This window comes from Candidatus Acetatifactor stercoripullorum (genome assembly GCF_944382095.1).
GTDB classification, from domain to species: domain Bacteria; phylum Bacillota; class Clostridia; order Lachnospirales; family Lachnospiraceae; genus Acetatifactor; species Acetatifactor stercoripullorum.
The window spans coordinates 23080-41532 of the sequence record NZ_CALWMU010000002.1 but is presented as its reverse complement, the minus strand read 5'-3'; the positions used below and the strand labels follow the sequence as shown (position 1 = coordinate 41532).

Below are 18453 nucleotides of genomic sequence, written 5' to 3'. Positions count from 1 at the left end.
CAGGCCCCCTAAACGAGTCCTTCCACCGCCGCCTTCTCAGCTCCAAAGGCTCCCAAGTAACGCTCCATAAATTTCTCAAAGCCTGTCCCGTCCGCCTCTTCAGGCTCAATGGTGCTGCCAGACCATCCTGCAAAAACCTGTGTCTGAAGGTACTGAGACAGGCTCTGTCCTTCTTCCTTTTCCCAAAGATAAGCGGCTAACAGGGCCATTCCCCAGGCTCCGCCTTCGCTTGCGGTATCCATCACAGTCACAGGCGCTCCCATCGCTCCTGCCAGCAGGCGCTGTCCCACCACTGGGGTCTTGAACAATCCGCCGTGTCCCATCAGGGAATCCACAGTGACCTTCTCTTTATCTAACAGAATATCCATCCCTATTTTCAGCGTGGCAAGAGCGCTGTACAAATGGGTCCGCATAAAGTTTGCCAGGGTGAATTTTGCGTCAGGAGTGCGCACAAACAAAGGCCTTCCTTCGTCCACTCCCGTGATGGGCTCTCCCGAGTAATAATTGTAGGAGAGAAGTCCTCCGCAATCCGCATCCCCCTTCAGCGCTTCCCCATACAATGCCGTAAACAGTTCCCCCGGGGCAGCTTTTATGCCAAACAGGCCGGCAAATTCCTGAAACAGATTGACCCAGGCATTCAGGTCCGAGGTGCAGTTATTGCAGTGCACCATAGCCACCGGCATGCCGTCAGGGGTGGTCACCATATCGATCTCCTCATATACCTTAGTCAACGGCTTTTCTAAGACCACCATGGCAAAGATGGAGGTGCCTGCCGACACATTTCCTGTGCGGACAGCCACGCTGTTTGTGGCCGTCATTCCCGTGCCTGCATCTCCCTCCGGAGGACACATGGGAACCCCCGGCTCCAGCACACCGGATGGGTCTAAAAGCCTTGCCCCCTCCTCTGTCAGATATCCCGCATTTTCTCCCGCACAGAGCACCTTGGGCAGAATGCCGCGGATATTCCAGGCAAAGCCCTTGTCAGAAATCAGTCTGTCAAACTGCTCCAGCATCTTCTCATGGTAGTCACAGGTGCCTGAATCAATGGGAAACATTCCGGACGCCTCTCCCACACCCAGCACCCTTTTTCCACTGAGCTTCCAGTGAATGTAGCCTGCCAGTGTTGTGAGATAGTCAATTCTGTCCACATGCTCCTCCCCTTTCAGGATTGCCTGATATAAATGCGCAATGCTCCATCTCTGGGGAATATTAAAATCAAAGGCCGCCGTCAGCTTTTTGCAGGCCTCCTCTGTCATGGTGTTTCTCCAGGTGCGGAAGGGTACAAGCAGCTCTCCCTCCTTGTCAAAGGCCATATACCCGTGCATCATACCGCTGAAGCCAAGGCTGCCCAGCTTTTTCAGGGCCACGCCGTATTTTTCCCGCACGTCCTTTGCCAGACTTTGATAACACCCTTTCAGCCCCTTCCAGATATCCTCCAGGCTGTAGGTCCAAATATTGTTTTCCAGACGGTTTTCCCAGTCGTAGGCTCCCATGGCAATGGGCTGATGGCTTTTGTCCACCAAAACGGCCTTGATTCTTGTGGAGCCAAACTCAATGCCAAGAGCCGTGCTTCCTGTTTCAATTGCTTTTCTGATATCTTCGCTCATTTTCCCTCGTTTCTGCGCTGCCTTTTTTTATGGGAAGAGTCCGTACATGCAGCGCCTCTTTGGACTCTCCTTTTGCTTCCTTTTGAAAAACCGCACCCCCATACGCTCCATAATCCGCCACAGAATCCCGTTCCACCACCCTGGTTTCAAATTCAAAGGTTTCGCCGCTTTTATTTGTTTCCAGCATTTCCAGCAGAATCTGGGCGGCCTTTGCGCCAAGCCTTTCCTTTGGATGGGGCAGAGAGGTAATCGCCACCTCACTGTGCAGCGCCAGATCGGAATCATCAATGCTGATCACCGAAACATCCTGGGGAATCCGGATACCCTGCCCTGTCAGAAGCTGAATCATCTGAAAGGCGATCTGATCGTTATAACAAAACAACGCGCTGCATTCCTGTAATCTGCTTTGTATCTTTCCCACGCAGCAGTTAAGCTGCCTGGCTTCCTCCGTATCGATCCAGACCACCCGGGAATCCGTCACTTGATATTCCGCCCTTTCCAGGGCCTTAAGATAGCCAAGATACCGCAGTCTTCCCTGGCCGTCGTCCAGCTTAAGCACCGCCCCGATGTTTTTGTGCCCTCTTCCAATCAGATAATTCACTGCCGCTTTCGCTGCCTCCGTATCATTCAAGGATACATGGGGCACGTCCAGCTCAGGATAATAGGTATTAAGGAACAAAATCGGCACCTTGCGCCTAAGCAGCTGTCTGTAAAGATGGATATTGGGATTGGGCAGTCCGCTCTTTGTGCCCTCCACAATAATACCGGCCACATCCTCCCTGTGAATCAAATCCTCCAGAACGCTCCTCTCCCGCTCCAGGGAATTGTTGGTAAAGGAAATCTGCACGGAATATCCCCGCTCAAACAGCACATTTTCAATTCCCTGAATAATTTTGGGAAAAATGTAGCTGTCCACATAGGTGGTGATTACGGCAATCCGGTTACACCTCTCCAGATTTTCCCTACGGTCATAGCTGATATAGGTTCCGCTTCCCCTGACTCTGCGCACCACGCCCTGCTCTTCCAAAAAGCCGAGGGCCTTGCGCACGGTCTGTCGGCTGATATGGAACATTCCGCTGAGCTCATTCTCTGAATACAGCTTGTCCCCCGGTCCCAGCTTCCCCTCTCTGATTAAATTGTCTATGTAGTCAATCAGTTTCTGATATTTTTTCTGTTTTCCTTCCATGTCGGCCTCCGTTCTCAGTATAGTAAAGTTGTTATTTTCTGTCAATATATTCCCAGATTGTTTCCAGTACATTTTATTAAGTTGTATGCAATACAACTCATACTCTCTTTTCAGGCGGCATATATTGAAACAATTCTCATACCTACAAAGGCGGCGCGACCAATCTTGAAAAGACCTTTCCCTCTTTCCCGCAGACAGCTTCTGCTTGCTCTTGCCTTTCTTTTTGCTTTTGCGGGAATCACGCTATTCCTTTTTCGTTACAAGCGGGAGGAAAAACAATTTTCCCACATTACCTCCCAGCTGTTTACAGACGAGATGACCTCCAGTACCTTAAATATGCACTACACCATTGCCAATCCCGCTGATTTTGGCATTTACAGCTATAAGCCCATTCTTCCTTCCTACAGCAAAACGGGAACCTTGAAAGGGCAGGCTGCCACAGAGAACGTCATAGCAGCATTAAAGTCCCTGAATTCGGAAAAGCTTTCTGATGCCGACAGCTACACCCACAGGCTTCTTCTGCGCTCTTTAGACAATTCTTTAAAGGTCGGAAGCTTTGTGTATTATAAAGAGCCTCTCTCCCCTTCCTCCGGCATGCAGTCCCAGCTTCCCATCCTCTTAGCGGAGTACGCCTTCCGCACAGAGCGGGACGTGACGGACTATCTTTCCATCTTAGATCAGACAGATGAATATTTTGCTTCCCTACTGGTCTTTGAGCAGGAAAAGGCCCAGGCCGGACTTCTGATGCCTGCCTCCTCTCTGGAAAAGGTAAAGGAGCAATGTGACACGATTGTCACAAGCGAAGCTCTGGAAGCCGGAACCCATTTTTTACAGAGCACCTTTACAGAGCGCGTGGATGCGCTGTGTCAGGAGGGCATCCTTACAGAGGAAGAGGCCCAGGCCTATCAAATGCAAAATGACCGCCTGTTAAAAACAGTTCTCCTTCCCGCCTATGAAGCCTTGGCCGACGGACTGTTTGTTCTGGAAGATACTTCCATTCCTCTTGAGGGGCTTGCCTCCAAGCCGGAGGGACGCGCCTATTATGAATATCTTCTGGTTTCCGAAACCGGCTCCTACCGGAGCATCGAAGAAATAAAAGAACTGCTCTCCGCCAAATTCAGCCAGGAATATGAAGCCATACAAAGAATTGTGGCTCAGGACCCGACCCTGGTACAACGCCTTTCCTCAGAGGAATATGCGGTATTTCCCTACACAGAGGCGGAGGAGATGCTGCTTGACCTGCAAAGACGGATGTCCGGCAGCTTTCCCCAGCTGCCGGAAGATACGTCCGCAATGCCCGCCGTAACCGTAAAGGCTGTCTCCCAGAGCCTGGAGGAATATTGTGCTCCTGCCTTTTACCTGACCGCTCCTTTGGATGACACTGACAGCAATGTCATATACATTAATGAAAAAAATTCCCCGGGCGGATTAGAGCTGTACACCACTCTGGCTCACGAGGGCTACCCTGGCCACCTCTATCAGACCGTCTACAGTAATCGCAGCTTTCTTTCCCAGGGGGAAAACAAGGTCCGCCAGCTTCTGTGGTATGGGGGCTATCAGGAGGGCTGGGCTCTTTATGTGGAATTTTTAAGCTTCGATTATGCGTCTGCGCTGCTGGAGGAGAATGGGCGCTCTCAGGATGCTCTTTGTGTACAATTAGAAAAGCATAACCGCAGTCTGCAGTTATGCCTCTATTCTCTGTTGGATATTATGATACATGATCAAGGGGCCTCCTTCCGTCAGGTGGCCGAGGTGCTGGAAAACTTCGGCATCACCCAGGTTTCCTCCATAAAAGCCATCTATGCCTATATTGCGGAGGAGCCTTGCAACTACTTAAAGTATTACCTTGGCTATCTGGAAATTCTTTCTTTACAGCAGGAGGCCATGGCACAATGGGGAGATTCCTATTCCGACTATGCCTTCCACACCTTCTTTTTGGACTGCGGCCCTTCGGATTTTACCTCCCTGAAAGAGCGTCTCCTGGAAACCACGCCCGACGCCTCCCTGGTACCCATCGCCAGTTAAATGACGCTCACGAAAAAGTTGTTTTCCCAATTCCCCGGAAAAACTGGTTTAAATTACGCAAGGCCTTTTCCAGAATCTCCTGTTCCTGGGGGGTTAAGCCTTCCACCACCGCGTCTATCATCTGCTGGTGAAAGCGGCTGTGCTGTGCGAAGGCTTTTCTCCCTTTTTGAGTGAGAGAAACCAGCACCACCCTTCTGTCCTCTTCACTTCGGGTTCGCTCCACAAAACCTTTTTTCACCAGCCCGTTCACGGAAATAGTGAGGGTCCCCGTGGTGACGGACAAGGCCCGCGCCACAGAGGTCATATTTTTCGGCTCATGTATGTCTATGGCTTCAATGACATGCATGTCATTTACAGAGAGCTCCTTATACTCTCCGGTCCTGACGGCCTGTTCTTCAATTGCATTAATGTCACGAAATAGCCTCACCAGCACTTCGTTTAAAGTTGCGTTAAGATTCACTTTGCTGTCTCCTCCAGCATACTTTCCAAATAGCCCCTGCCCCAATGTCCGGAGCATAAGGAAATAATTGTTCATCCTCTATTGTACCAAGATTCCGGACATTTGTCATTCGCTATCCTCTATCTTTTCTGTAAACTTTTCGGCAGCGTGCTCCATTTTTTGGTTCAGCAGCTTTGTGCCGTCATAGCTGCCAGTAACAGTGTAAAACGTGCCGCCGATCTCTTTTTACAGGCCGAATTCCGGCAAGGCGACGCAAAACAGCCCGGACACTCAAGTGTCCGGGCTGTCTGCCTCGCAAGAGGATAAGCATCATAAAAACATTATACTTCGATCATTTTCCCGTATTTCACTCAGTTTAAGGCAAATCCCTTATAGTTGTTTCCTTCTATATCTGACTGGAAGAAGGTTACCGTCTCCCCGTTAGGACCGTAATAGACCACATGATCGCCGTACACGCCCTGCTTGTGCCAAACGGCCCGGGCGTTGTTAGTGTCGTAGATGACATCAGGCATAGCTTCCACACCCGATGCTTTGCTTCCGCCGCTTTCCATAGGCACATGAGCCACAATGGCCAGCAGAAGCCGCCAGATGAAACCCGCTCCAATCAGGCAGGCCACCAGAGGAAGCATCACTCTCTGGGCAGTGGTCTGACACCGGCCCACAATAACCACCACCATGTACCCAAGACAAAGAAGCATGACAATCACGGTTCCGACAATCTCCCCTGCCCCGCTGCCCAGTTCCTGCCCGGTAACCGCCTTAACCAAGGTACCGACAGTCGCAAACAGCAGCATGACCCCCAGCAGGATGACATAGGATCCCCCCACGCCGATAATGCCCGCCCATTTGCGGCGCAGACTGTTGTAGCCGATAGTTCCCACCAGACACAACACCAGCATAATCACACCCAATACTCCAACGATTCCTTCCATTCCAAAAACACTCCTTCTTTATAGCTGCGCGAGGCTGCACAGCCTTTCTGCCAACCACTCGTTTCTTGTTTTCAAAAGGTGTACTTTTCTGTAAGATGAATTTAGTACTCTTTTCATTGGCCAAGCAGTGTAAAAATTCGTCAAAAAATATGGAAATCTCTATTACGTTGTGCTATAATAATTTTATACTATTCGTTGGGGCAGTTACAAAAAAGTACACCTTTTTGTAAAAGTGTCCCATTTATGATATTCTGGCCTTTTCGTAAATCTTCGCCTGATAGCGGAAGGTGGCAAGCGGCATCCCACATTCACGCGCCGCCGCTGTTCCTGTGATTTTTCCGGCCTTCCACCTTTGATACACGTTGTGAAAATTTAGGGGTAAAGGTTTGGGAGGTCTCCCAAACTGAACCCCCTTTGCTTTTGCCGCCGCGATTCCCTCGGCCTGCCGCTGCCGGATATTGGTGCGCTCATTCTCAGCTACAAAAGACAATACCTGCAGTACAATGTCGGAAAGGAATGTCCCCATCAGATCTTTCCCTCTGCGAGTATCCAGCAAGGGCATATCCAGAACCACAATATCAACTCCTTTTTCTTTTGTCAGAACACGCCATTGTGCCAAAATCTCTCTATAGCTGCGTCCCAGGCGGTCTATGCTCTTCATATAAAGCAGATCGTCTTTTTTCAATTTTCTGAGAAGTTTCTTGTATTGCGGCCTGTCAAAATCCTTTCCGGACTGTTTATCCACATAAATATTTTTCTCAGGGACAGATAACTCTCGCAAGGCGATAAGCTGCCGATCCTCCTTTTGGTCTTTGCTGCTGACGCGGATATATCCGTAAGTAATTCCAGCGATTTATCTCCCCTCCTTTCCGCGTTTCTGCAAGACAATATCATCCAGCAAAGCGGCCATTTCTGCCGTCTCTCTGTAAATATCTTTGGTTCTCATAGATTTTACCCTCCTTTTATTATTCACCTCACGGCGAAGGCTTCACACTTGCGGGCGGATTTCGTTTCGTTGTTTCTTGGCATCTTCAAGCAAAAAATACGTCGTATCCCGCGATATATGCTGAATACGGCGCATTTCTTTGTTGCCCGGCCCCGCCCGGCAGATGACATAATTGTAATTTTTTCAGATTACTTTCTTATGGATCCAGAAGAAAGGGATAAAGGACTTACTCTTCCAGCATACTTTCCAAATAGCCCGTGCCCCAATGGGACAGGGGACTTACTCTTCCAGCATGCTTTCCAAATAGCCCCTGTCCCATAATAGTATCTTTAGTTTTTTCGCCGCTTCCACGGCGGAGGATGTAAAGTATTGGTTGGTAAGGACGGCGCCCACCATCCGGTCATAGTAGTCGCGGCCCGCGTATGCCTCCTGCACAGCCTTCACGCCCACTGGCGAGGTGTAGCATTTGCATTGGATGGCATAGGTCACGCCCTCCTTTTCCGCCAGAATATCAATTCCGTAATCCCCGCTTCCCCTTGTGACCTCGACCTCCAAAAAGCCGTGCTTTTTCAGCAGTTCTGCGCAGAAGTACTCAAAATCATGCCCTTCCATCAGGTCAATGCTCTGGGGCCTTCGCCTTCTGGCCCTTATGAAAAGCCAGATGCCTCCTCCGCACAGGACGGCTGCAAGCAGTATCAAAATAATGATCATAAAAAATCAATCCTCTTGTACGCACCCGAAGGCGTAAACCGTCCTGGAACGCATTACCTGGCCTGCATGAAATACCGGCTTTTCAAAAGCCGTGCAGTTTACCGCATTGGGAACATACTCTGTTTCCAGGCAGACGGAGGCATAGCCCTCATAAATCCTTCCGGCCTTCCCGGGCTTTTGCTCGGAAAACTTGCTTACAAACAATACAAGGCAAGGCATATCCGTTTCCACCTTCATATACCGGCCTGACTGCGGGCAGTACAACTGCGCCGCCTCCCGAAAGCCTGTGCCGTCTATGATATAGCTCTCGTCATAGCCTGGAGCTCCCTTCACCAAATCCACATGGCCGCTTTCCATGGCCTGTCCTATAGACCGTCTGCCGGTAAAATCAAGGGGCGTATCCTTGACGCTTTTAATCTCTCCCTCCGGCAGCCCTCTCTCACTCTTTGCCGCGCAGGATGACCCATGAATGGTGAGCAGATGATCCCTGGCGTCCTGACACCCAAGGTTAAAATAGGCGTGGTTGGTAGGCGACAGCACCGTATCCCCCTCCGGCGTCATACAATATTCTATAATCAGACGATGTTCGTCATCAAAGGTAAAGGAAACCTCCGCCTCCACCGCGCACTCATAGCCGCAGCTTCCCAAATCCCTCAAAAGGAACGTAATTTTGTTTTCCTCTTCTTCCAGTCTGGCCTGGAAAAGCTGGCGTGCAAAATTACTGCTTCCACTGTGCAGGCAATGGCCGCCGCTTCCCTTCTCCAGCTCGAACACCTTCCCGTCAATGACAAATCTGCCATCCGCTATCCGGCTGGCACAGCGTCCCACGGTTGCGCCCTCCGTGGTGGAGCCCTGTAATCCCTGGGGGCCCTCCACCCCTAAAACCACATCTCCAAGCTTTCCCGCCCCATCCAGCAGATACAGACTGTGCAGGGAAGCGCCATAGTCAAGAAATTCCGCATACTCTCCCCACTTGTTTGTAAGTCGGTACAGGGAAATCTCTCTCCCGTCAGGCAGACTGCCCCATAATTTCTTTTCGATCATACCTCTTCCTCCCTGAAATCATAATAAGACATGAAAGAACCAAAGTCAAAGCCCATTCTGTAAAAAACGCCTCACAGCCCCGGGACTTTTCAAAATAACCACCTTTTCGGCGCAGCCTTCGCAGACCGCCTTATAGTTTCTTTTATGGGCCCGGTTGCGTCCCTTCCATAGAATCCACCACAGAAACTCCCTGTCTATCTTTTCTTCACACCCTTTTGTCATGGATTCCCTGCTCTTCCCCCGATACTGAAAATAACGCTTCAGCGCTCTAAACAGGCAGATCCTTCTGGGAAACTTAAAAAAAATAATCTGTGTGGCTTCCCGAAGCCTCCGCTCATAGCAATCCTTTGTGTAATTCCCGTCTATCACCCAGCTATGGTGTGCATCCAGAAAGCTGTTTATTATATCCGCCTTTTCCTCCCGTTTTCTTTCCTTCCAGCCAGGCAGCCAGTGCACACAGTCCAGGTGCATCACCTCACAGCCCCATTTTTCTCCCAGCTTTCGTGCGAGCGTGGACTTTCCGCTTCCGCTGTAGCCGATTATCATAATTCTTCTGTCAGACATAAGCGCCTCCACTGTTTCCTGATATTCCGCCCACAATGCAGACGGCCTGCAAAAGTATGACTATCCTTATTTTACTCCTTTTTTCGTTTTGAAGGAATGAAAAAGTAAAAATCTTTTTACGCTTCCTTTACCTTTTTTTGATAGCATCCTTTTTCCCCATCCCATACACTGGTTTTGGGATTTGCGTCCGCGCGCTGTCTGGCGTAAATCTCTCTACGAGAATAAGCAGTGCAGAAATGAGGCTTTTCATGAAAAAACACAGGCATTCCTTAAAGCTTAGATTCCTCATAGACCTGTTTTGCACCTTCATGGTTCCCTTTGTGCTGGTGCTGGCTCTGGTTACCGCCTACATTTACTGGGCAGTGAAAAACGATGCGGAGCAAAACAGCGCCCTTTACGCATCCGTGCTCAGCAGCCAGCTGCAGGCGGAGCTTTCAAAATATGTGGCCATCGTGGAGACTGCCGCCATGCAGGAAGCGGTGAAAACTTTGGACTACACCCAGGCGGAGCCTTATCTGCAGGCTCTTTTGGAAAAAGAAGGAACCGATATATGGTCTCATTTTCTCATTGCCAATCAGTACGGAACGGAGCAGGCTCACACGGAGGGACAGGAGGGACACGGCTACTCTATCAGGACTTCGGAGGAATTTTCCGTTCCCTGGGAAACGGAAGCAACCTTTGTAAGCGAGCCTTCCATTTCCATCAGCACACAAAGAGCCGTCATGGGCATCGGCACGCCTATTTATCGGGAAGATAGAAAAGTAGGCGTTTTGATCGGTTATCTCCGTCTGGAAAGCGTGTCCCATATTTTAAATCAATTTCCGTTTACGGACAGCAGCTATGCCTTTATGCTCAATTCCGACGGGCTGCTCTCCGCCCACCCCGATCAGAGCCAGGTACTGAACACCTTCTGCGGGGTTCCCTCAGAGGATGACGCCGATGCAATGGCTTATTACAATAGTCTGCCGGATTCTCTGAAGCGGGTTTTCCTATCCATGACCCAGGGAAAAAGCGGCAGCGCCATCGTATCCCAAAACGGTGAATCCTCTCTGTACGCCTACTGCCCGTTGGGAATCCACAATATGTCCATCTGTGTGGTTTCCCCGCTGAATGAGGCCTTTCACCTGGTATACGGCTTAAGCCGTATGCTGCTGCTATGTCTGGCTTTGTTGTGTCTGACAGGCATCCTGGGCACCTTTTCCCTCTCCGTCAGAGTGTCCGCCTTGATTCAATGGATCGTAGAGCAGACCGCCATTTTGGCCAGAGGTGATACCGCCATTCAGGATAAAAAGCTGCCCTATGGAAAAACCCGGGAAATCCACTCCCTGAAATCCGCCGTCTTTTCCCTTTCCCACAGTCTGCAGGCGATCCTTTCCGATCTGGAGGCTCATTCCGGAAGGCTGAAAAATACCGTGTCCGACGTATCCTTGCAGGTAGGGGCGGCAGATTCCGGCATAGACAATATTTCCGCATATATCAATCAGTTTGCCGCAGGAATTGGAGAAGTCACGGAGTCCACCAAACTGCTTTTGGAAAATTCCTCCAAAAATCTGGAATTTGTGTCAGCCATCACCGCCTATGCTGAGGATGGCCGGGATTATACTGCTGATATGATGACGAAAGCGGAAGAATTTGAAAAAAATGCCACAGGCGGCAGAGCCTCGGCACTGGAGATGCTGACCCAGATGCGCCAGAATCTGCTTTCCTCCATAGAGGAGAGCAGCAAGGTCTCCATGATCGATGAGCTTACAAAGGAGATTCTGGAGATTTCAGAGCAGACAAATATGCTGTCTCTAAACGCCTCCATAGAAGCCGTCCGGGCCGGCAGTGCGGGAAAGGGCTTTGGAGTGGTAGCCTCACAAATCCGCTCTCTGGCCGAAAACTGCAGGATCACCGCCAGCAGAATCCAGACCATAGGCCGCACCGTAAACCATGCCGTGGTCAGCCTTTCTGACGATGCACAGGAGCTCCTTTGCTACATCGACAGCCGTGTGCTTAAGGATTATGAGACTTTTTTCAATGTAGCCAGACATTATCATACTGACGCCTCCAAGATTGCCGAGATGATGGCCCGCTTTTCCCAGCATGCCGGTGAGCTTCGCGCCTCTTTTGCCCAAATGGACAGCAGTATTTCCGGCATTTCCTCCACGATGAGTGAAAACCGTCAGGGGATCGGAGAAATTGCTGGACTGGCAAATGATTTAAACGGCGCGCTGCACAGCATTCACAGAGAAATGGATTCCTGCAGCCATGTGTCCCGCAGGATGAGCGAAAGCGTCTCCCGCTTTCATATCCAGGCCTCTTAAACCAGCATTCCCGCCAAAATCACGCTGGCTATGGTTCCCGCAAGGGTGGCCAGCAAAGCCCCGGTCAGGGTGTACCTGGTTTTGGATACCTTAGCCGCCAGAAAATAAACGCTCATGGTATAAAAAACCGTCTCCGTACAGCTCATCAGAATAGAAGTCACCATACCCACATAGGAATCGGGGCCCTCATTTTTAAAAATATCCAGTACCAGTCCCGTTGCCGCAGAGGAGGAAAAAAGCTTTACTGCCAGAAGGGGAATCATCTGGGAGGGAATTTTGGCCACATCTGTGACAGGCGAAAGCACCCTTCCCAGCATATCAAAAAATCCAGAGGAGCGCAGCACCCCCACCGCCACCATAAGTCCGATCAGAGTGGGCATGATCTCCACCACTGTTTTCAGGCCCTCCGCCGCTCCCTTCAAAAAGGTCTCATAAACCTTAACTCCCGACACCGTTCCATAACCCACTACAAAAAAGATCACCATGGGTATCATAATGTCGGACATATGTATGATAATCTCCATATGCCCCCCTATCTGTCCTTTGCCTTACAGTACAAAACGGCTATGAAGGTGCTAAGCAGTGTGGCTAAAATTGCGGGAGCGATAATAACTGCGGGATTTGCGCTTCCGTATTGGCTGCGGTAAGCAATCATATTCACCGGAATCAGCTGCAGGGAAGAAATATTGAGAATCAGAAAGGTGCACATTTCATTGCTGGCTGCCCTCTCTTTCGCTGCTTTTTCCAGATAAGTAGGATTGCCTCTTTCCTCCTCCAGCTTTGCCAGCGCCACCATGGCCTTCAAGCCCGCCGGGGTGCAGGCCCATCCCAGGCCCAGCACGTTTGCAATAATATTCGTAGCTATGTATTCTCTCGCTATATGATTCTTTGGAATTTTGGGAAACATAAAATTTAAGAAAGGGCCGATACCTCTGGTCAATTTTTCGATGATTCCTGCCTTTTTTGCAATTTCCATCAGTCCCATCCACAGCCCCACCACGCCGGCCATGGTAATGCACAGGGAGATGGCCTCTCCGGCGCTGTCTAAGGCAGCGTTGGTCACCTGACTCATCTGACCGGTGCAGGCGGCATAGATTACTCCCAGAAGTATCATGAAAGCCCAAATATAATTCAACATAGAAGCGCACGCTCCGCTACCGCATCTTACTGTCAATATATGCGGCTGTTTCGGCGCAAAGAACCTTTTACCACTCCAAAAGAACGCTGCCCCAGGACAAACCTCCTCCGAAGCCTGACAATACGATTTTATCTCCTCTTTTCAGCATACCCTTTTGATTCATCTCATCCAGAAGAATGGGCACGCTTGCTGCGGAAATATTTCCGCAGTGATCAAGGCTTATGGGGAATTTCTCCTCTGAGACCCCCAGCCTTTTGGCAACAGACTGCAGGATACGGATATTGGCCTGATGCAGCACAAACCAGGAAATGTCGCCGGCATCCATTCCAGACTGCGCAAGCACACTTTGGATGGATTTGGGCACTCTGCCCACCGCAAACTTGTACACCTCCTGCCCGTCCATATGCACAAATTCAGGCTCTGTGGGATGAGAGACCAAAGGGTTGTTATTGGGTCTTCCCTTACAGGACAATACATGCCCCTTTGCGCCGTCACAGCCCATATCAAAGGAAAGGACGCCCCGCTCATCCCTCTTTAAAACCGCGGCTCCCGCTCCGTCGCCAAAAAGCACGCAGGTGCTTCTGTCACTCCAATCCATAATCTTCGACAGAGTTTCTGCGCCCAGAATCAAAGCATTTTGATAAATACCCGCCTGTAAATACGCATGGGCTATATGCAGGGCAAACAGAAAGCCGGAGCAGGCCGCGTTTACATCAAAGGCCACTGCCCTTTTCGCCCCGATTTTGGCCTGCACCTCACAAGCCGTGGAGGGAGTCACATAATCCCCTGTGAGAGTTCCCACAATGATGAGCTCGATTTCCTCTCCGGACATGCCTGCATCCTCTAACGCCCTCAGGGCCGCCTCACAGCACATGAAGGACGTAGTTTCCTCCTTTGCCAGACGACGTTCCCTGATGCCCGTGCGTGTACGGATCCATTCATCCGAAGTATCCATTATTTTTGCCAAGTCGTCATTGGTCACTACTGTTTGGGGCAGACAGCTCCCGGTTCCCATGATTCTGGTTGTCATATTTTTTTCCTCTTCCATTGAAACTCTCTCATTGAAATTCTTTCATTGAAATTCTTTCATGATATCACTCACATGCTCCAGTTTATCTGCCCTGTAAGCATTGCTCCCGCAAAAGATCAGAGCGTGCTCCATATCTCCCTTCGCCGCATTCACAAGGGCCTCCGTAATACAGTAGGGAGTGGACGCAGGATCACAGGTGCTTACGCAGAGATGGCATTTTCCATGGGGAATGGGACCCTGGCCGGAACGCCGGACAAAGGCGTTTTCAATGGCCCTGCCCGGCATCCCCACCGGGCTTTTCACCAGCACGATATCCTCCCTGCGGGCATGGATATAGGCCTCCTTGTATTCCATGGGCGCGTCACACTCATAAGTAGTGACAAAACGGGTGGCCATCTGGATGCCGTCCGCTCCCAGATCAAAGGCCCTTTGGGCGTCCTGTCTGGTATAAATGCCTCCGGCCACAACAACGGGGATATCCTTCCCTTTTTCTCTCCCGCAGTTTTTTACATGCTCTACAATATCCCTGATTTCTCTGTCATAGTCCATCTGGTCAGGGTTTTGAAGCTCCTCATAGGAAAATCCAAGATGTCCTCCCGCCTCGGGGCCTTCGATCACCACAAGGTCCGGCAGTCTTTCATGCTTTTTTTGCCAATAGCGCAGAATCACCTGGGCAGACTTAAGGCTTGACACAATCGGCGCTATCTTTGTGCGGCTTCCCGAAACCAGCCTGGGAAGATTCATGGGAAGTCCCGCTCCTGAGATAATCAAATCCACCCCCGCCTCCACTGCGGCTTTCACATAATCCTCATACCTTCTGGTGGCCGTCATGATATTCACACCGATAATGCCTCCGGCCGCAAGCTTTCTGGCCTTTTGTATTTCTGTTTTGATCACTCTTAAGTTGGTGCCGATAGGGTCTTGGTCAAAGGAGGCCTCCCGGAAGCCGATCTGTGCCGTGGAAATGATTCCCACGCCGCCCTGGGCTGCAACGGCCCCCGCCAGCCCCGACAGACTGATCCCCACTCCCATTCCTCCCTGGATCACAGGAATCCGGGCAGTCAGCTCTCCTATTTTTAAGGGCGGGAAGCTCCTTATGGAGCTCACGGCTTTTCTCCGCCCACGGCAAAGGTGAGCTGTGCCTCCACCACAAGGCGGTCCCCCACATAGGCCTTGGCCTCTCCGATACCGATGGGGCCCTTTACCTTAATGATTTCCGTTTCCAGCCGCAGCACGTCTCCGGGAACCACCTTCTGCCGGAATTTTGCAGAGTTTATGGCTGCAAAGTAGGCGGTTTTTCCCTGGAAATCAGACTGGCTTAAAATAGCCGCCGCTCCCACCTGAGCCAGGGCCTCCACAATCAGCACGCCGGGCATCACCGGTTCCTGGGGAAAATGTCCCGCAAAATAAGGCTCGTTGTAGGATACACATTTTGTGCCCACAGCCCTCTTTCCCGGCTCCAGCTCTTCAATGGTGTCGATCAAAAGAAATGGCTGTCTGTGAGGAATGATTTCCATGATTTCTTTGATATTCAGTACCGACATTTCTTTTCCTCTCTTACTCATATTTTTTAATGAGAATGCTGGCATTATGTCCGCCAAAGCCCAGGGAATTGGACAGGGCATACTTAAATTCTCCTGTTACAGCCTCCCTGCAGTAATCAAGGTCCAGCTCTTCGTCAGGAATCCGATAGCCCACCGTAGGATGCAGATATCCTTCCTCAAGCTCCTTCACGCAGGTGATAAATTCCACAGCTCCCGCCGCACCCAGAAGATGTCCCACCATGGATTTCGTGGAGTTTATTTTTATCCTTTTTGCATGCTCCCCAAAGCACAGCTTAATGGCTCTGGTTTCAAACAGATCGTTGTGGTGGGTGCTGGTGCCGTGGGCGTTGATATAGGTAATTTCTTCCTTTGCAATGCCGGCGTCCGCCACCGCGTATTCCATGGCCTTGGCTGCGCCCTCGCCATCCTCAGCCGGAGAGGTGATATGATAAGCGTCGCTGGTGCTGCCGTATCCCACAACCTCTCCGTAGATTTTTGCCCCCCGGCTTAAGGCATGCTCCAGCTCCTCTAAAATCACGATGCCTGCGCCCTCGCCCATAATAAAGCCGCTTCTTTCCTTGTCAAAGGGAATGGAGCATCTTTCCGGGTCCTCGCTGGCAGAAAGAGCCGTCAAAGCGCTGAAGCCCGCAATGCCAATGGGCGTGATGCTGCTCTCGGTTCCCCCCGCCGCCATAACCTCGGCCTCCCCGTATTGGATGGAACGAAAGGCCTCGCCTATAGAATGGGTGCCTGTGGCACAGGCTGTCACCACATTGATGCTCTTGCCCTTTAGTCCGAATTGAATGGACACATTTCCTGCCGCCATGTTGGATATCATCAAAGGAACCATAAGGGGATTTACCCTGGAAGGCCCCTTCTCCAAAAGCTTTGTATGCTCCCGCTCCATGGCCTGCAAGGAACCAATGCCGGAACCCACCGAAACGCCCACGCGGAAGGGGTCCTCCTTCTCCAGATCAAGTCCCGCATCCGCAAGCGCTTCCCCGGCAGCCGCTACCGCGTACTGGCAGAAAAGCTCCATGCGCCTTGCGGCCTTAGCATCCATATACTTTTTTGCATCGAAATCCTTCACCTCTGCCGCCAGATGGCATTTATAGCCTTGGGCGTCAAATTTTATGATAGGGCCAAAACCAATTCTTCCCTCCCGGATTCCCTTCCAAAATGCTTCCACGCCAATGCCGATGGGCGTGACGGCTCCCAGTCCGGTAATCACTACTCTTCTGCTCATTTTTCCCTCATTTCTGCGCTTTTCAGCCGCATTTCTTCACTGTTTTCCCTTTTTCCAGGGCTGTGTCACATATACATTCCGCCGTCCACAGAAAGCACCTGGCCGGTGATATAGGATGCCTTGTCGCTGGCCAGAAAGGCTACCGCCTCCGCCACATCCTTCGGCGTACCCACACGTTTCTGGGGTATCTGGGCCAGCACTGCCTCCTTTGCGCTCTCAGGCATGGCCTGGGTCATATCGGTGTCAATGTATCCGGGTGCCACAGCGTTTACCGTAACTCCTCTTGCCGCAAGCTCTCTTGCAATACTTTTTGTCAGTCCGATCACTCCCGCCTTGCTGGCCGAATAATTTGCCTGTCCCGCATTTCCCAGCAGTCCGCTGACAGAGGCAAGATTGATGATCCGTCCGCCCCTTTGCTTCAAAAAGGCCCGGTACATGTGCTTTATAGTAAAGAAGGTTCCCTTCAGGTTCGTATCCATTACCGCGTCAAAATCCGCCTCGCTGATTTTCACTGCCAGATTGTCCCTGGTAATCCCGGCATTATTTACCAAGATATCAATACGCCCGTATTTCTCCAGCGCGTTTCGTATCATTTCCCCACAGGCCTCATAGTCCGCCACAGAGCATTGCACCGCCTCCGCAGTGCCTCCGGCTTCCGTGATTTCCTTCACCACCTGATCTGCCTTCTCTTTTGAACCGTTGTAATTTACAATGACCGCTGCGCCGTAGCCTGCAAGGGTCAGGGCAATTTCCCGACCGATGCCCCGGCCTGCGCCTGTCACCAGCGCTACCTTTCCTCTCAGCATGGCAATTTCTCCAAATCCTCAATTTTTTCTATAGAAAACACCCTTACATCTCTATTGATCTTGCGTAGAAAGCCCGACAGCGTTTTCCCCGGCCCGATTTCCACAAAGGTATCCGTTCCATCCGCAATCATGCGTTCCACGCACTGCTGCCATTTCACAGGAGAAGCCACCTGGCGCTTTAACAGATCCTTGATCTGCGTTTTATCTGCCACATAATCCGCCGTCACATTGGAAAGATAAGGAATCTCTATGTCCTGTACCTCAACTGTGGCCAGCTGCATTCCAAGCTTCTTTGCCGCTTCCCCAAGCATGGGAGAGTGAAAAGGGCCGCTGACCTTTAGGGGCACACAGCGTCTGGCTCCGGACTCCGTCATTTTTTGTGCGGCCTGGGAAACCGCTTCTTCCTCTCCGGTGATCACAATCTGTCCCGGACAGTTATAATTTGCCACCGACACCTGCCCCGGGGTCTCTTCACAAATACGCTCGATTGTTTCCGCATCCAGTCCCAGCACCGCAGTCATGGCGCCGCCCGAAGGCACGGCCTCCTGCATAAAGATGCCCCTCTTTCGCACAATCTGAAAAATATCTTCCAGGGCCATAGCCCTGCTTACCGCCAAAGCGCCGTATTCTCCAAGGCTTAAGCCCGCTGTCACATCCGGGGTAAGGCCTCTTTCCTCCACTGCCTTCCACATGGCAATCTCAGCCGTGAGCATGGCAATCTGTGTATATTCCGTAATATCCAGCCTGTCGTTTTCTGTAAAGCAAAGCTGCGCCACATCCAGTCCGCCCGCCTCTGACGCCATTTCAAACACCTGTCTGCAGACCGGAAAGGCCTCATAAAAATCCTTTGCCATTCCTGTGTACTGTGCTCCCTGTCCCGGGAAAATAAAAGCTGTCTTACTCATTTT

Annotated in this window: 18 protein-coding genes; 2 read left to right on the top strand and 16 right to left on the bottom strand. The window is 51.0% G+C overall.

Annotated features, from left to right (window positions below; all coding sequences use genetic code 11):
- Window positions 1-8 precede the first annotated feature (8 nt).
- Both SHK35_RS00940 and SHK35_RS00935 read right to left on the bottom strand, forming a co-directional pair.
- Window positions 9-1607 (bottom strand): xylulokinase, encoded by a 1599-nt coding sequence (locus SHK35_RS00940; RefSeq protein WP_318708107.1) that lies wholly within the window; start codon window positions 1605-1607, stop codon window positions 9-11.
- Window positions 1579-2793: a GntR family transcriptional regulator gene (locus SHK35_RS00935; protein ID WP_318708106.1), complete on the bottom strand. Its 1215-nt coding sequence runs from the start codon at window positions 2791-2793 to the stop codon at window positions 1579-1581. Before SHK35_RS00935 ends, SHK35_RS00940 begins: the two co-directional genes overlap by 29 nt.
- A 165-nt stretch (window positions 2794-2958) precedes the next feature.
- Here SHK35_RS00935 and SHK35_RS00930 point away from each other — a divergent pair, with 165 nt between their 5' ends.
- Window positions 2959-4818, top strand: a complete 1860-nt coding sequence (locus SHK35_RS00930; RefSeq protein ID WP_318708104.1) for a DUF885 domain-containing protein — start codon at window positions 2959-2961, stop codon at window positions 4816-4818.
- A gap of 7 nt (window positions 4819-4825) precedes the next feature.
- On the opposite strand, the gene SHK35_RS00925 is transcribed toward SHK35_RS00930, so the two are convergent.
- The 6 genes from SHK35_RS00925 to SHK35_RS00900 form a co-directional block, all read right to left on the bottom strand.
- Window positions 4826-5278: a MarR family winged helix-turn-helix transcriptional regulator gene (locus SHK35_RS00925; RefSeq protein WP_318708102.1), complete on the bottom strand. Its 453-nt coding sequence runs from the start codon at window positions 5276-5278 to the stop codon at window positions 4826-4828.
- Between the two features lie 350 nt (window positions 5279-5628).
- On the bottom strand, window positions 5629-6210 hold the full coding sequence (locus SHK35_RS00920) for a hypothetical protein (protein WP_318708101.1): 582 nt from the start codon (window positions 6208-6210) through the stop codon (window positions 5629-5631).
- Between the two features lie 241 nt (window positions 6211-6451).
- On the bottom strand, window positions 6452-7063 hold the full coding sequence (locus SHK35_RS00915) for a recombinase family protein (RefSeq protein ID WP_318708188.1): 612 nt from the start codon (window positions 7061-7063) through the stop codon (window positions 6452-6454).
- A 372-nt stretch (window positions 7064-7435) separates the two neighbouring features.
- Window positions 7436-7867, bottom strand: coding sequence for a restriction endonuclease (locus SHK35_RS00910; RefSeq protein WP_318703181.1), 432 nt, complete (start codon window positions 7865-7867; stop codon window positions 7436-7438).
- Between the two features lie 6 nt (window positions 7868-7873).
- Window positions 7874-8911 carry an aldose epimerase family protein gene (locus tag SHK35_RS00905; protein WP_318708100.1) on the bottom strand — a complete coding sequence of 346 codons (1038 nt, stop codon included), beginning with the start codon at window positions 8909-8911 and terminating at the stop codon, window positions 7874-7876.
- A gap of 45 nt (window positions 8912-8956) precedes the next feature.
- Window positions 8957-9475 carry a DNA topology modulation protein FlaR gene (locus tag SHK35_RS00900; RefSeq protein WP_318708099.1) on the bottom strand — a complete coding sequence of 173 codons (519 nt, stop codon included), beginning with the start codon at window positions 9473-9475 and terminating at the stop codon, window positions 8957-8959.
- Between the two features lie 248 nt (window positions 9476-9723).
- Here SHK35_RS00900 and SHK35_RS00895 point away from each other — a divergent pair, with 248 nt between their 5' ends.
- On the top strand, window positions 9724-11781 hold the full coding sequence (locus SHK35_RS00895; RefSeq protein ID WP_318708097.1) for a methyl-accepting chemotaxis protein: 2058 nt from the start codon (window positions 9724-9726) through the stop codon (window positions 11779-11781).
- On the opposite strand, the gene SHK35_RS00890 is transcribed toward SHK35_RS00895, so the two are convergent.
- The 8 genes from SHK35_RS00890 to fabD form a co-directional block, all read right to left on the bottom strand.
- Entirely contained in the window at window positions 11778-12305 is a 528-nt protein-coding gene (locus SHK35_RS00890) for a spore maturation protein (RefSeq protein WP_318708095.1), read from the bottom strand. The two genes, SHK35_RS00895 and SHK35_RS00890, sit on opposite strands and share 4 nt — an antisense overlap.
- A gap of 8 nt (window positions 12306-12313) precedes the next feature.
- A complete protein-coding gene (locus SHK35_RS00885; RefSeq protein WP_318708094.1) occupies window positions 12314-12919 on the bottom strand; it encodes a nucleoside recognition protein in 606 nt (201 codons plus the stop codon).
- A gap of 67 nt (window positions 12920-12986) precedes the next feature.
- Window positions 12987-13949 carry a beta-ketoacyl-ACP synthase III gene (locus SHK35_RS00880; RefSeq protein WP_318703188.1) on the bottom strand — a complete coding sequence of 321 codons (963 nt, stop codon included), beginning with the start codon at window positions 13947-13949 and terminating at the stop codon, window positions 12987-12989.
- A 42-nt stretch (window positions 13950-13991) separates the two neighbouring features.
- Entirely contained in the window at window positions 13992-15047 is a 1056-nt protein-coding gene (locus SHK35_RS00875; RefSeq protein WP_318708187.1) for an NAD(P)H-dependent flavin oxidoreductase, read from the bottom strand.
- 5 nt (window positions 15048-15052) lie between these two features.
- Window positions 15053-15493, bottom strand: a complete 441-nt coding sequence (gene fabZ / locus SHK35_RS00870) for a 3-hydroxyacyl-ACP dehydratase FabZ (RefSeq protein WP_318708092.1) — start codon at window positions 15491-15493, stop codon at window positions 15053-15055.
- A gap of 13 nt (window positions 15494-15506) precedes the next feature.
- A complete protein-coding gene (gene fabF, locus SHK35_RS00865; RefSeq protein ID WP_318708090.1) occupies window positions 15507-16739 on the bottom strand; it encodes a beta-ketoacyl-ACP synthase II in 1233 nt (410 codons plus the stop codon).
- A 65-nt stretch (window positions 16740-16804) separates the two neighbouring features.
- Window positions 16805-17545 (bottom strand): 3-oxoacyl-[acyl-carrier-protein] reductase, encoded by a 741-nt coding sequence (gene fabG, locus SHK35_RS00860; protein ID WP_318708088.1) that lies wholly within the window; start codon window positions 17543-17545, stop codon window positions 16805-16807.
- Complete coding sequence (gene fabD, locus SHK35_RS00855; RefSeq protein ID WP_318708087.1) at window positions 17539-18450, bottom strand: ACP S-malonyltransferase; 912 nt, start codon at window positions 18448-18450, stop codon at window positions 17539-17541. Before fabD ends, fabG begins: the two co-directional genes overlap by 7 nt.
- Window positions 18451-18453: the final 3 nt, after the last annotated feature.

What these genes read in the sequence shown, in the direction of transcription:
- SHK35_RS00920 (WP_318708101.1), bottom strand. Translation starts at nt 6,210, where the DNA reads ATGGAAGGAATCGTTGGAGTATTGGGTGTGATTATGCTGGTGTTGTGT.
- SHK35_RS00935 (WP_318708106.1), bottom strand. Translation starts at nt 2,793, where the DNA reads ATGGAAGGAAAACAGAAAAAATATCAGAAACTGATTGACTACATAGAC.
- fabZ (WP_318708092.1), bottom strand. Translation starts at nt 15,493, where the DNA reads ATGTCGGTACTGAATATCAAAGAAATCATGGAAATCATTCCTCACAGA.
- SHK35_RS00880 (WP_318703188.1), bottom strand. Translation starts at nt 13,949, where the DNA reads ATGACAACCAGAATCATGGGAACCGGGAGCTGTCTGCCCCAAACAGTA.
- SHK35_RS00885 (WP_318708094.1), bottom strand. Translation starts at nt 12,919, where the DNA reads ATGTTGAATTATATTTGGGCTTTCATGATACTTCTGGGAGTAATCTAT.
- fabF (WP_318708090.1), bottom strand. Translation starts at nt 16,739, where the DNA reads ATGAGCAGAAGAGTAGTGATTACCGGACTGGGAGCCGTCACGCCCATC.
- SHK35_RS00895 (WP_318708097.1), top strand. Translation starts at nt 9,724, where the DNA reads ATGAAAAAACACAGGCATTCCTTAAAGCTTAGATTCCTCATAGACCTG.
- SHK35_RS00940 (WP_318708107.1), bottom strand. Translation starts at nt 1,607, where the DNA reads ATGAGCGAAGATATCAGAAAAGCAATTGAAACAGGAAGCACGGCTCTT.
- SHK35_RS00905 (WP_318708100.1), bottom strand. Translation starts at nt 8,911, where the DNA reads ATGATCGAAAAGAAATTATGGGGCAGTCTGCCTGACGGGAGAGAGATT.
- SHK35_RS00910 (WP_318703181.1), bottom strand. Translation starts at nt 7,867, where the DNA reads ATGATCATTATTTTGATACTGCTTGCAGCCGTCCTGTGCGGAGGAGGC.
- fabG (WP_318708088.1), bottom strand. Translation starts at nt 17,545, where the DNA reads ATGCTGAGAGGAAAGGTAGCGCTGGTGACAGGCGCAGGCCGGGGCATC.
- fabD (WP_318708087.1), bottom strand. Translation starts at nt 18,450, where the DNA reads ATGAGTAAGACAGCTTTTATTTTCCCGGGACAGGGAGCACAGTACACA.
- SHK35_RS00890 (WP_318708095.1), bottom strand. Translation starts at nt 12,305, where the DNA reads ATGGAGATTATCATACATATGTCCGACATTATGATACCCATGGTGATC.
- SHK35_RS00900 (WP_318708099.1), bottom strand. Translation starts at nt 9,475, where the DNA reads ATGTCTGACAGAAGAATTATGATAATCGGCTACAGCGGAAGCGGAAAG.